At 63.9% G+C, this 12,173-nt stretch carries 15 protein-coding genes; 7 read left to right on the top strand and 8 right to left on the bottom strand.

From position 1 onward, the window contains the following. Positions 1–186: 186 nt before the first annotated feature. From AC1DYX_RS20215 to gpmA, 4 genes are read right to left on the bottom strand one after another with little or no spacing between them, the layout of a single operon-like run. On the bottom strand, positions 187–948 hold the full coding sequence (locus AC1DYX_RS20215; RefSeq protein WP_477262095.1) for a HesA/MoeB/ThiF family protein: 762 nt from the start codon (positions 946–948) through the stop codon (positions 187–189). A 31-nt stretch (positions 949–979) separates the two neighbouring features. After that, positions 980–2,494, bottom strand: coding sequence for a S41 family peptidase (locus AC1DYX_RS20210; protein ID WP_477262093.1), 1,515 nt, complete (start codon positions 2,492–2,494; stop codon positions 980–982). A gap of 35 nt (positions 2,495–2,529) precedes the next feature. Beyond that, positions 2,530–3,981, bottom strand: a complete 1,452-nt coding sequence (locus AC1DYX_RS20205; protein ID WP_477262091.1) for a murein hydrolase activator EnvC family protein — start codon at positions 3,979–3,981, stop codon at positions 2,530–2,532. 3 nt (positions 3,982–3,984) lie between these two features. Then, positions 3,985–4,731 carry a 2,3-diphosphoglycerate-dependent phosphoglycerate mutase gene (gene gpmA, locus AC1DYX_RS20200; RefSeq protein WP_477262089.1) on the bottom strand — a complete coding sequence of 249 codons (747 nt, stop codon included), beginning with the start codon at positions 4,729–4,731 and terminating at the stop codon, positions 3,985–3,987. 93 nt (positions 4,732–4,824) lie between these two features. On the opposite strand from gpmA, the gene AC1DYX_RS20195 reads away from it, so the two are divergent. The 5 genes from AC1DYX_RS20195 (at position 4,825) to AC1DYX_RS20175 (ending at position 7,805) form a co-directional block, all read left to right on the top strand. Then, positions 4,825–5,229 carry a rhodanese-like domain-containing protein gene (locus tag AC1DYX_RS20195; protein ID WP_477262087.1) on the top strand — a complete coding sequence of 135 codons (405 nt, stop codon included), beginning with the start codon at positions 4,825–4,827 and terminating at the stop codon, positions 5,227–5,229. A 13-nt stretch (positions 5,230–5,242) separates the two neighbouring features. After that, positions 5,243–5,512 (top strand): glutaredoxin 3, encoded by a 270-nt coding sequence (gene grxC / locus AC1DYX_RS20190; protein ID WP_477262085.1) that lies wholly within the window; start codon positions 5,243–5,245, stop codon positions 5,510–5,512. 193 nt (positions 5,513–5,705) lie between these two features. Beyond that, positions 5,706–6,179 carry a protein-export chaperone SecB gene (gene secB, locus AC1DYX_RS20185; RefSeq protein WP_477262083.1) on the top strand — a complete coding sequence of 158 codons (474 nt, stop codon included), beginning with the start codon at positions 5,706–5,708 and terminating at the stop codon, positions 6,177–6,179. A 166-nt stretch (positions 6,180–6,345) separates the two neighbouring features. Further along, the gene (locus AC1DYX_RS20180) at positions 6,346–6,756 is read left to right on the top strand and encodes an SH3 domain-containing protein (RefSeq protein WP_477262081.1); all 411 of its coding nucleotides are present in this window, start codon (positions 6,346–6,348) and stop codon (positions 6,754–6,756) included. A gap of 11 nt (positions 6,757–6,767) precedes the next feature. Continuing rightward, positions 6,768–7,805 (top strand): NAD(P)H-dependent glycerol-3-phosphate dehydrogenase, encoded by a 1,038-nt coding sequence (locus AC1DYX_RS20175; protein WP_477262079.1) that lies wholly within the window; start codon positions 6,768–6,770, stop codon positions 7,803–7,805. 119 nt (positions 7,806–7,924) lie between these two features. On the opposite strand, the gene AC1DYX_RS20170 is transcribed toward AC1DYX_RS20175, so the two are convergent. The 4 genes from AC1DYX_RS20170 to mscL are packed head-to-tail and all read right to left on the bottom strand — an operon-like array spanning position 7,925 to position 10,612. Beyond that, the gene (locus tag AC1DYX_RS20170) at positions 7,925–8,296 is read right to left on the bottom strand and encodes a cupin domain-containing protein (RefSeq protein ID WP_477262077.1); all 372 of its coding nucleotides are present in this window, start codon (positions 8,294–8,296) and stop codon (positions 7,925–7,927) included. Positions 8,297–8,309: 13 nt separating this feature from the next. After that, positions 8,310–8,996 (bottom strand): DUF2461 domain-containing protein, encoded by a 687-nt coding sequence (locus AC1DYX_RS20165; protein ID WP_477262075.1) that lies wholly within the window; start codon positions 8,994–8,996, stop codon positions 8,310–8,312. Positions 8,997–9,012: 16 nt separating this feature from the next. Then, the gene (locus AC1DYX_RS20160; RefSeq protein ID WP_477262073.1) at positions 9,013–10,164 is read right to left on the bottom strand and encodes a Do family serine endopeptidase; all 1,152 of its coding nucleotides are present in this window, start codon (positions 10,162–10,164) and stop codon (positions 9,013–9,015) included. A 16-nt stretch (positions 10,165–10,180) separates the two neighbouring features. Then, positions 10,181–10,612: a large conductance mechanosensitive channel protein MscL gene (gene mscL / locus AC1DYX_RS20155; RefSeq protein WP_477262071.1), complete on the bottom strand. Its 432-nt coding sequence runs from the start codon at positions 10,610–10,612 to the stop codon at positions 10,181–10,183. Positions 10,613–10,875: 263 nt separating this feature from the next. Here mscL and petA point away from each other — a divergent pair, with 263 nt between their 5' ends. Together petA and AC1DYX_RS20145 are read left to right on the top strand one after the other, a co-directional pair. Then, complete coding sequence (petA, locus tag AC1DYX_RS20150) at positions 10,876–11,490, top strand: ubiquinol-cytochrome c reductase iron-sulfur subunit (protein ID WP_477262069.1); 615 nt, start codon at positions 10,876–10,878, stop codon at positions 11,488–11,490. Position 11,491: 1 nt separating this feature from the next. Beyond that, a partial coding sequence (locus AC1DYX_RS20145; RefSeq protein ID WP_477262067.1) for a cytochrome b occupies positions 11,492–12,173 on the top strand: 682 nt, incomplete at its 3' end.

Here is a 12,173-nt window from a genome sequence, read left to right as displayed (position 1 = left end):
ATGCTTGAGGTTCTGCATATATGTGTTGGATATGGTCGGAAAAATAGTATAAGGCCGATTCAGGGTGGAGTACGCCAAAATGCTTTTGGAAAATTTTCCAACTGCATCGGAAAATTTGCCAATTGTAAGATGGCCGGCGCAAAGATGACACCTTCAGCCTGCCGCATCACGCGGATGCCGCGCGCCCTATTCTACGCCAGGGCGCTCACCACAAACYGGGCAGCATGGGTTGCGGGCCACGCCGATCTCCGTCCATTCCATGGCGCGCCCGTCCAGCATCTGCAGCCGGCCGGCCAGCGAACGGCCGCTCCCGGCCAGCAGCTTCAGCGCCTCGGCCGCCTGCATGGCGCCGATGATGCCGACCAGCGGCGCGAACACGCCCATCGTGCTGCACGCGACTTCCTCGAACCTGCCGTCTTCCGGGAACAGGCAGGCATAGCAGGGCGAAGCCGCGTCGCGCACGTCGTAGACCGAGATCTGCCCGTCGAACCGGATGGCGGCGCCCGCGACGAGCGGGACACCGGCGGCGACACAGGCGCGATTGACGGCATGGCGGGTGGCGAAGTTGTCGCTGCAGTCGAGTACGACATCGGCGTCACGCACGAGTTCCGCCAGACGCGCGGCATCGGCGCGCTCGCGCAAGGCGACGACCTCGACTTCGGGATTGATCTGGCGCAGCGCCTCGCGGCCGGAATCGACCTTGGGCTGCCCCACGCGCGCCGTCGTGTGCATCACCTGGCGCTGCAAATTCGTCAGGTCGACGGTGTCGTCGTCGACGAGGGTCAGGCGGCCCACGCCGCCGGCGGCCAGGTACAGCGCGGCCGGCGAGCCGAGGCCGCCGGCACCGATCACGAGCACGCGTGCGCGCAACAGGCGTTCCTGGCCTTCGATGCCGATCTCGTCGAGCAGGATATGGCGCGAGTAGCGCAGCAGTTGCTGGTCATTCATCGCCAGCCCGTCCCCGTCATTGCAGCATGCCTCATTTCTTCGACGCGGGCGCCTTGTCCATGGCCGGCGGCCTGGCGCCGTCCTTGATCTCGACCGGTTTCGGGTCCTGGCCCGGCAGTTTGGCGGGCGCCGGCTTGTCCTCGTCGGGGTCGGCCTTGGCCAGCTCTACCTTCAGGCCCTTGAAGTGGTTGATGGCCTGCACCAGCTGGAAATCGTCCTTGCCGCCGAATTCGACGGGCTTGGCGTTCTTCATCGCGGCCACGGTCAGCTGCTCTTCTTCCAGCTCGTCGCGGCGCGACCTGGCGCTCGCGCTCTTGCTGTCGGCCGCTTCGTTCGTCAGGTGGTGATCGAGGTCCGCCTCGCGCACGCGCACGGCGTTCAGGCCGTCGCCTTCCGGCGTCTCGTCCACCTTCAGGTCCGGCACGATGCCCAGCGCCTGGATCGTGCGGCCCTTGGGCGTGAAGTAGCGCGCCGTCGTCAGCTTGACGGCCGTGTCGGGCGTCAGCTGGCGCAGGGTCTGCACGGAGCCCTTGCCGAAGGTCTGGCTGCCCATCACGATGGCGCGCTTGTAATCCTGCAGGGCGCCGGCGACGATTTCCGAGGCGGACGCCGACCCCGTGTTGACCAGCACCACCATCGGCACGGTCTTGAGCGCGGCCGGCAATTTCGCCAGCGGATCGGAGCCCGGCTTGACGGCATAGAATTCGCGCCGGCCGTAGTACGTGACGTTCTGGTCGGCCAGCTGGCCCTTGGTCGAGACGATCACGTCGTTCGCCGGCAGGAACGCGGCCGAGACGCCGATCGCGCTCGGCAACAGCCCGCCCGGATCGTTGCGGAGGTCCAGCACGAGGCCCTTGATGTTCGCGTTGTGGGCGTACAGGTCCTTCAGCTTGTCGGCCAGCTCGTCGACGGTCTCTTCCTGGAACTGGTTGATGCGCAGCCATGCATAGCCGGGCTCGACCATCTTGGCCTTGACGCTGGCCACGCGGATTTCGTCACGCTCGACCGGCACGACCCAGGGCGCATCGGCGCCGCGGCGGGCGATGGTCAGCATGACCTTGCTGTGCGGCTCGCCGCGCATGCGCTTGATGGCATCGTCCAGCGACAGCCCTTTCACGGGCACGTTGTCGATGCGGGTGATCAGGTCGCCGGCCTTGATGCCGGCGCGGTAGGCGGGCGAATCCTCGATGGGCGAGACGATCTTGACGTAGCCGTCTTCCATCGCGACCTCGATGCCGAGGCCGACGAAGCGACCCTGCACCTCCTCGCGCATCTCGGCGAAATCCTTCTGGTCCAGGTAGACCGAGTGCGGATCGAGCGAATTCACCATGCCGGCGATGGCGTCCGACAACAGTTTCTTGTCGTCGACCTTCTCGACATAATCGCTCTTGATCAGGGCATACACGTCGGCCAGCTGGCGCAGCTCGTTCAGCGGCAGCGGCGTCTCGCCGCCTTTTTGCGCCAGTGCCGAGTACTGGACCGAGGCGGCCACGCCGGCCACCATGCCGAGGCCGATCAGACCGACGTTCTTGAGTTTCTTGCCCATGCTATTCCCTGGAAGATGCGTCCGGAGTGCTTTCCCTAGAACTTGATCCAGCCCGCCGGATCGAAAGCCTTCCCCAGATGCCTGAGCTCGAAGTATAGCCCCGATTCTTCGTTACCGCCGGTGTTACCTGCACTGGCGATCACGTCGCCCGGCTTGACGGCATCGCCGGCGTGTTTCATCAGCGTCTGGTTGTTACCATAAATAGACAAATACTCGCCGCCGTGGTTGATGATGATCAAATTGCCATAGCCGCGCATCCAGTCGGCGAATACGATACGGCCGGCCGCGATGGCGCGCACGTCCGTGCCTTCCGGCGCCTTGATGAACATGCCGCGCCACGTCGGACCATCGCCGCGCTTGGCGCCGAAACGGGCGGCGATCCTGCCGGAGATCGGCGCCGGCAGGCGGCCGCGCAAGCTTTCGAAGGCGCCGCTCGGCAAGTCGGCGGCCAGCGCGGTGTCGGCGCTGCGCTGCGGCTGCGGGGCCTCCGGTTTTTGCGGCGGTTCCTCGGCCACCCGCGTCTCTTCGGGCTCCGGCTTCGGCGGCGGCAGCGGTTTGACCGGCTTGCCGGTCCGGGCCGCTTCCCTGGCCGCTTCGCGCGCCAGGCGTTCGCGCTCTTCGCGCTGCGCCTTCGCCCGCGCCAGCGCGCGTTCCTTCGCCTCGGCAGCCGCTTTCGCGCGCGCGGCGGCCAGTTCCTGTTGTCGCTTGCGCTCGGCGGCGGCCGCGATTTCCTGTTCGCGGATCAAGCGCGTCAGGCGATCGACGAGGCCGCTCATGCGCTGTTCGTCCTGTTCCAGGCGGCTGGCCTGCTTGCGCTGGTCCGCCAGCTTGCTCGACAGGTTCGCCAGCAACGTGGCACGTTTGGCTTTTTCCTTTTCGAGCAGGGTTTTCTGGGCCTTCTGCTCGTCTGCGATTTCTTCCAGCTCGTCCCTGGCGTTCTGCACCTCGGCGTGGTTCGCCTCGACGGCCGCCAGGTTCGCGCGCAATGCATTCAGTAATTTCGCCTGTGCCTGCGACACGTAGGCCATCATCTGCAGGTCGCGGTTGATGCGGTTCGGGTTATCGCCCGACAGCAGCAGCTTGATGCGGTCCTCGTTGCCGGCGACATAGTGTTCTCGCAACATTTTGGCCAGCTGGCGCTTCTGCACGGCGATGGTGTCGCCGAGGCGCGCCTCTTCGGCCGCGAGATCCTTCAGCTTCGTATTCGTGGCGGACTGCTCGTCGGCCAGTTCGCGCAGCGAGCGGTTGGCGTCGGAAATCTTTTCTTCCGACTCGGACAGCTCGTCGGCCGCGTCTTCCTTTTCGCTCTCGGTGCGGCTGATGTCCTTCTTGAGCGCACTGAGCTTTTGTTGGATACCGACGCGCGCCGCCTCGGCGGCGGCTTTTTGCTTGCTGCGCTCGGTCTGGCGCGGCGCCGCCTGCGCGCCGCCGAAGGCGAACACGCAGGCCAGCAGGCCGCACAACAACTTCTCGAAGGAAAAACGCAAGACTTACTTCGCCTTCCCTTGGTTCGCCACGGCGGCCATGGCGGCCGCGATCGCTTCCTGGTCGCCCAGGTAGTAGTGGCGGATCGGCTTCAGGTCGGCATCCAGTTCATAGACCAGCGGGGTGCCGTTCGGGATGTTCAGGCCGACGATGTCGCTGTCGCTGATGTTGTCCAGCATCTTGATCACGGCGCGCAGGCTGTTGCCGTGGGCCGAGATCAGGATCTGCTTGCCGGCGCGGATAGCCGGGGCGATTTCCTCGTCCCAGGCCGGCATCACGCGGGCGACGGTGTCCTTCAGGCATTCGGTCAGGGGGATCTGCGCCTTGTCGAGGCCGGCGTAGCGCGGATCGTTGAACGAGGTGCGCGGATCGTTCGCTTCCAGCGCCGGCGGCGGCGTGTCGTAGCTGCGGCGCCATACGAGCACCTGCTCGTCGCCGAACTTGGCGGCGGTCTCACCCTTGTCCAGGCCCTGCAGGGCGCCGTAGTGGCGCTCGTTCAGGCGCCAGTCGTTCTTGACCGGAAGCCACATCATGTCCATCTCGTCCATGGCCAGCCACAGGGTGCGGATCGCACGCTTCAGGACCGAGGTGTAGGCCAGGTCGAACGTGAAGCCGGCTTCCTTCAGCAGGCGGCCGGCCAGCTTGGCTTCGTTGATGCCTTTTTCGGTCAGGTCGACATCGGTCCAGCCGGTGAAACGGTTCTCGAGGTTCCAGGTGGACTCGCCGTGGCGCATGAATACGATTTTGTACATAGGTGCTTTGTAGAATAGAAAAAAGTGGGCAGGAAATATCGGTCCGACTTCTATTTTATAATGCGGTGATTCAGTTCAACCAACGGAAACTTCGTGAAATTTTTCATCGACCATATCATTACTGTTGCGATCGCCTTGCTGTCGGGGGGCGCCCTGCTGTGGTTGTCGCTGGCGCCCCGTGGCCGCCAGGCCTCGCCGCTGCAGGCCACCCAGATGATCAACCGCGGCAAAACCACCGCCGTGATCGATGTACGCGGCGCCGATGCATTTGCCGCAGGGCACCTGCGCGACGCGAAACACATTCCGCTGGCAGACTTGGGCAATCGCACCGGCGAGCTGGACAAGTCGAAAATCAAGACCGTCATTATCGTCGACCAGGACGGCAAACATGCCGACAAAGCAGCCCGCCAGTTGAAAACGGCCGGGTTCGAAGATATCTATGGCCTGGAAGGCGGTATCGCGGCCTGGACGGCTGCCRGCCTGCCCCTCATCAAATAATGAAGGAGTTGCCATGACAGCCCATGTTGTTCTGTATCACACCGCAAGCTGCCCGTACTGCGTTCGCGCCGAACGCCTGCTGGAAGCCAAAGGTATAAAAGACATCGAGCGCATCCGCGTCGACCTCGACCCGGAACAGCGCTCTATCATGATGCAGCGTACCGGCCGTCGTACCGTGCCGCAGATCTATGTGGGCAACACCCACGTGGGCGGCTTCGACGACCTGTATGCGCTCGACCAGGCTGGTCGCCTCGACCCGTTGCTGAAGGGTGAAGCGGCCTGATCTGGTGTACCACCGGGCTGCCCGAAAAGGCCGTCCGTACGGGCCCGCCAGGGAGACAGGCGGTGCCCGGCAAGGCCGCCGGCGTGCTATTGAAACCGAATTGGTTTTGATACAATTGCCGACGCCTTGACAAGTCAAGCACCTTGAATGGCAGGAGTTGCCATTCTTTTTAAAAATTACACGAAAGCGTTCCATGGCTGACGAAAACCTGCAACCCGTATTCCAAATCCAGCGTATCTACATGAAAGACCTGTCGCTGGAACAACCGAATTCCCCGGCGATCTTCCTGGAGCAGGAAGCCCCGACCATCGAGGTCTCGCTGGACGTCGGCGCCGAAGGCATTGCCGATGGCATCTACGAATCGACCGTCACCATCACCGTGACCGCCAAGGTCAAGGACAAAGTCGCTTTCCTGGTCGAAGGCAAGCAGGCAGGTATCTTCGAAGCCCGTAACATCCCGGCCGAGCAGATGGATCCGCTGCTGGGCATCGGCTGCCCGAACATCATCTATCCTTACCTTCGTGGCAACATCGCCGACGTGATCACCCGTGCCGGTTTCCCGCCGGTCCACCTGGCCGAGATCAACTTCGAAGTGTTCTACCAGCAGCGCCGCCAGGCGCTGGCCGAGCAGGCTGCCGCAGCAGGCACGCCGGCCGCCAACCAGTAATTCTCCGGGCGTCCGGCGCCGTCCCCGCGGGCGGCGCGGACGCCTTGTTTCATCGACGCGCTTTGCCGGCACGCCTGCCGTTTCCGGGCTCGCCCGGCATAGTCCGTCTTCAAAGGCCCACATGCGCCCCATCCGCCTCCGTCATCGACTCATCGCAGGCAGTTTATTGCTGCTGGTATCGTGCGCGGCCGCCGCGTTCGATTTCAAGACGATCGGCGTGCATTCCGTGATCCTGTACGACGCGCCCTCCACCCGGAGCGGCAAGCTGTTCATCGCCCCCAGCGGCATGCCGGTCGAAGTCATGCTCAGCTACGGCGACTGGGTCAAGGTGCGTGACGCCACCGGCGACATGGCCTGGACCGAAGTCAAGAACCTGTCCGCCCGCCGCAACGTCATCGTGCGCACGGCCTCGGCCAAAGTGCGCTCGGCGCCGGACGACAATGCACCCGTCGTGATGACAGCCGACAAGAACGTCCTGCTCGAACTCGTCGACCCGGAAGCCGGCACATGGGTACGCGTACGCCACCGCGACGGCATCATCGGCTATATCAAAGCTTCCGACATCTGGGGCATCTAGCCCGTTCTCCCATGCTCGAATCGAAACCACCCCAAAAGATCACCGTCCTCGGTGCCGGCGCCTGGGGCACGGCAGTCGCGATCGCGCTTGCCGCGCGCCACGACGTCCTGCTGTGGGGGCGCAACCCCGCGCAGATGGCGCAAGCCGCCAGCGCGCGCGAAAACACCCATTACCTTCCCGGCTTTCCGCTGCCGGACGGCTTGAACGTCACGGCCGACTTCGAGGCCGCCGTGGCCCATGTCGTGGAAGCCGCGGCCCAGCCTGGCGCCACGCCGCTGCTGATCGCGGCCTGCCCGGTGGCCGGCCTGCGCCCGCTGCTGGAACAGCTGAAGGGCCGCGCCATCCCCAACATCGTCTGGCTGTGCAAGGGCTTCGAGTACGGCACCGGCATGCTGCCGCACCAGGTCGTGCGCGACGTGCTGGGTGATACGGTGCCCGGCGCCGCACTGTCCGGCCCGTCGTTCGCGCAGGAAGTGGCGCGCGGCCTGCCGTGCGCGCTGACGGCCGCCTCGACCGACAAGGCATTGCGCGAAAGAGTCGTCGCGCTCGTGCACGGCGGCAGCATGCGCGTCTATTCCTGCGACGACCTGGTCGGGGTGGAAGTCGGCGGCGCCGTCAAGAACATCCTCGCCATCGCCACGGGCACCGCGGACGGCCTGGGCCTGGGCCTGAACGCGCGCGCCGCGCTGATCACGCGCGGCCTCGCGGAAATCACCCGCCTCGGCACGGCGCTGGGCGGCCATGCCGGCACCTTCATGGGCCTGACGGGGATGGGCGACCTGATCCTGACGTGCACGGGCGATTTGTCGCGCAACCGCCGCGTCGGGCTGGCGCTGGCCCAGGGCAAGCCGCTCGATACCATCGTCCGTGAACTCGGCCACGTGGCCGAAGGCGTGCCCTGCGCCAAGGCCGTGCGCGAGCTGGCCGCGAAGCTGGGGGTCGACATGCCCATCACCAATGCGGTGGCCGGCGTCCTGTTCGATGGCGATTCGGCCAGCGAGATGGTGGGCAGGCTGTTGGCGCGCGATCCGCGCGATGAGTTGGCATAACCGACGTTTCGATAACGCGACGTGATGGTGGGCACGGGGTGCCCACCCTACGGCATCTCATAACGTAACGTGAAAGGCGCCGTAGGGTGGGCTCCCCGAGCCCACGCGTAACGTTTGCGTCACGTTGCAGGGGTATTGCGCGTCGGCCCGCCCGCGTTATCGCCCGGATGCAGCAGGATCGTCATCAGCGCCACTGCATCCTGGTTGGCCTGGATCGCATGCGGCTCACCGCCGGCCAGGTAAACCATCTCGTTCGGCCGCAGGATCGTGGTCCGGCCATGGGCCTGGAATGTGATCTCTCCCTCCAGGCACAGCAGGGTCATCTCCCCTTCCACCCAGTGCTCCGGCATGGGTTTTTCCTTCGGTATCACAAGCCGGATCAATTCCATGTGATCGGTCTTGATCAATGCGATCGACGTGAAGTTCGCGATGTCGTCTTCGCCCCGCTGGAGTGCGATCAACTCACCCGATTTGGCATGGTGCAAAGCCATGTTGTGACTCCCTTTACACTTCGAATGTCTGCGGCACCCCGCGCAGCCAGTTGACGAGCGCGGTGGCGTCCTTGAATCCCTGCGCGAGCTGGGGCACGAGCTTGTCCGGGGCGTTGATGTCCAGCTTGTCTTCGTTCCAGACGAAATAACTCTTCAGCTTCAGGTATTCGACCAGCGGATGGTTCGGATCGAAGCCCTTCGGCGGGCGTTGCAACTTGTCTTCCGGCTGCAGGTCGCCATACGCCTCGCGCAGATGTTTATTCTTTAACATTTTCGCGAAACCTGTCGCATCGTTGACGACGTGCTCGCGGATCGCCTTCAGGCGCGCCGCCGGCGGCAGGTATTCGCCGGCGCCGTACAGCAATGTACCATCGGCTTCGATATGAAAATAATAGGTCGGCCCGCCGCCTTCGCTGGGACGGCGCTTGTTGCCGGGCGCGATGCCGGCCGAGAAATGCGTTTTATACGGCGTCTTGTCGTGCGAAAAACGGGTGTCGCGCTGGAAGCGGAACATCGCCTTCTTCGGATCGCAGGCAATCACCTGCTTGTCGAACTTGCCGATCTCGCGGATCAGCTCGGTCAGCACCTCGAGGAATTCAACCCGCAGGATGTCGTAGCGGGGCTTGTTCATGATGAACCAGGGGCGGGTATTGTTCTCTTTGAGCTCGGAAAGAAATTGCGTCAGGTCGCGCAGGTGCATGTGTCAGTCCAATGATTCAGGGGGTCTGGCGTGGGCGGCGGCCGACGGTCACGGCGATCGTCGTCTCGCGATTCTTGCGCATCACCGTCATCTGCGCCTTGTCGCCGGGCGGCAGCTCGGCGATGAAGTTCATCATGTCGTTGGTGGTGCTCACTTGTTTGCCTTGCACGGCCAGCAGGATGTCGCCCGGCCGGATGCCGGCGCGGTCGGCCGGCCCGCCGCGCACGACGCCGGCGATGATGGCGCCGCGGTCGCGCGCGAGGCCGAAGCTGTCGGCCAGCTCGGGCGTGATTTCCTGCGACTCGACACCGATCCAGCCGCGCACGACCTGGCCATGCTTGATGATGGCATCGAGCACGCTCTTCGCCGTCGACACGGGAATCGCGAAGCCGATCCCCACCGAACCGCCCGTCTGCGAATAAATGGCCGAATTGATGCCGAGCAGATTGCCGCGCGTATCAACGAGCGCCCCGCCCGAGTTGCCGAAGTTGATGGCGGCATCCGTCTGGATGAAATTCTCGAAATGGTTGATGTGCAGGTTGTTGCGTCCCAGCGCCGAGATGATGCCGAGCGTGACGGTCTGGCCGACGCCGAACGGGTTGCCGATCGCCAGCACGACGTCGCCCACGCGCGCCTGGTCGGGGTCGCCCAGCACGATCACGGGCAGTTTATCCGCCTTGATGCGGATGACGGCCAGGTCCGTTTCCGGATCGGTGCCGACGATGCTGGCGGCGGACTTGCGCCCGTCGGCCAGGCCGACCTCGATCTCGTCGGCGCCCTCGACGACGTGGTAATTGGTCAGGATATAGCCGTCGCCGCTGACGATCACCCCGGAACCCAGGCTGGCCATCTGTTCCTGCGGCGGCATCCGGTCGCCAAAGAATTTTCGGAAGAACGGATCCTTCAGTAGCGGATGCGTCTCGCGCAAGGCCTTGCTGGTGAGGATGTTGACGACGGCCGGCATGGCGCGACCGGCTGCATCACGGTAGCTGCCCGGCGTCGCACCGCCGCCCGACGCCTGCAGCACCGGCACCGTTTTCCCTGGTCCGCCGATGCCGACCTGCGTGGGCGGCCGTCCGGTCCACTCGGGCCGCAGCGCCGCGATCACGACGTAGATGCCGAGGGCAATCGTGACGGTCTGGGCGAACAGCAGCCAGTAGCGGCGCATCGGACGGCTCCCGCGCTTATCTCTTCAGCGCATCGCGGATCTCGCGCAGCAGCACGACTTCTTCCGACGCCGCCGCCGCCGCGGCCGCGGCGGCTTCTTCTTCCTTGCTGAACGGGCTGCGCAGGCGGTTCATCAGGCGTACCATCTGAAAGATCACGAAGGCCAGGATCACGAAGTTCAGCAGGATCGTGAAGAAATTCCCATACGCCAGCACGGCGCCGGCCTTCTTGGCCTCGGCCAGCGGCAGGCCGTACGGCTGGCCGTTCAGCGGAATGTAGTAGCTGGCGAAATCGAGGCCACCGAACAACTTGCCGATCGGCGGCATGATGACGTCCTGCACGAGCGAATCGACGATGCGCCCGAACGCACCACCGATGATCACACCGACCGCCAGGTCGACGACGTTGCCCTTCATCGCAAATTTCTTGAACTCTCCCATCATGGACATCCGGACCTCCCTTGTGTTTTTTAAAACGTTGCCTTGTTCACAGTGATGATACAGGAAACATGTTGTGCGCCGGTCGGGTGAGATGTCCATACGGTCAAGCGGTCTAAGTCAAAAACGGATGTTTGGCAAGTCTTATAAGCACGCAAACGTTTTTTCTTTAATTTGCAAATCTGTTCACCTATAATCGACCGTTGCAAAAAAGCCTTTTACTGGTTTGCAACGTATTGCATTGCAACATTTCGCATTTGACGAATGGAGTTGGTATGAGTAATGAGAAGCAGGTCGATTCAGGCCGGCGAGGCTTGCTCGTGGCTACATGCGCGGCGGGTGGCGTTGTCGGTGTTTCAACGGCCGGGGTGCTGGTCAGTACGTTGCAGCCCTCCGAACGAGCGAAGGCGGCCGGTGCACCGGTCGAAACGGATATTTCCGACGTCAAGCCGGGCGAAATGAAAGTGGTGGAATGGCGTGGCAAGCCGGTCTGGATCCTGCGCCGCACCCCCGAGATGCTGGGCAGCCTGCCGAAGAACGACAGCCTGGTCGCCGATCCGAATTCCGACAAATCCTTCCAGCTGCCGGTGCCGGACTACGCGAAGAACGAATTCCGCGCGCGCCAGGACCACAAGGATGTCCTGGTCGTCGTCGGCATCTGTTCCCACCTGGGCTGCTCGCCCTCCGCCCGCTTCACCGAAGGTCCCCAGCCGAACCTGCCGGACGACTGGCACGGCGGCTTCCTCTGCCCCTGCCACGGTTCGACGTTCGACCTGTCGGGCCGCGTCTTCAAGAACAAGCCGGCGCCGGCCAACCTCGATGTTCCCCCGTACATGTATCTGTCCGACAACAAGATCGTGATCGGCAAAGACGAGAAAGGCGAGGCATAAGATGGGCGCAGCGTTCAAGGAAACCAAACTCCCGGCCGACGCGCCGACAAGCCACCGGGCCCTGGCCTGGATCGACGACCGTTTCCCGCTGACCAAGCTGTGGAACGATCAGTGGGGCCGCTACTACGCCCCGAAGAATTTCAATATCTGGTACCTGTTCGGCTCGCTGGCCATGCTGGTGCTGGTGCTGCAGATCGTCACCGGCATCTTCCTGACGATGCACTATAAACCGGACGCCAACCTGGCGTTCGGCTCGGTCGAATACATCATGCGCGAAGTCCCGTGGGGCTGGCTCGTGCGCTACATGCACTCGACGGGCGCCTCCGCATTCTTCATCGTCGTGTACCTGCACATGACCCGCGGCCTGCTGTACGGCTCGTACCGCAAGCCGCGCGAGCTGATCTGGCTGTTCGGCTTCGCGATCTTCCTGTGCCTGATGGCCGAAGCGTTCTTCGGCTACCTGCTGCCGTGGGGCCAGATGTCGTACTGGGGCGCCCAGGTGATCGTCAACCTGTTCAGCGCCATCCCGCTCATCGGCCAGGACCTGTCGCTGTGGATCCGCGGCGATTACGTCGTGTCGGACGCCACGCTGAACCGCTTCTTCGCCTTCCACGTGATCGCGATCCCGCTGGTGCTGCTGGGCCTCGTCGCCGCGCACCTGATCGCCCTGCACGAAGTGGGCT

This window comes from Massilia sp. P2_C2 (genome assembly GCF_056404615.1).
Note: the sequence above shows the minus strand (reverse complement) of the source record. Positions and strands in the feature narration are given on the sequence as shown.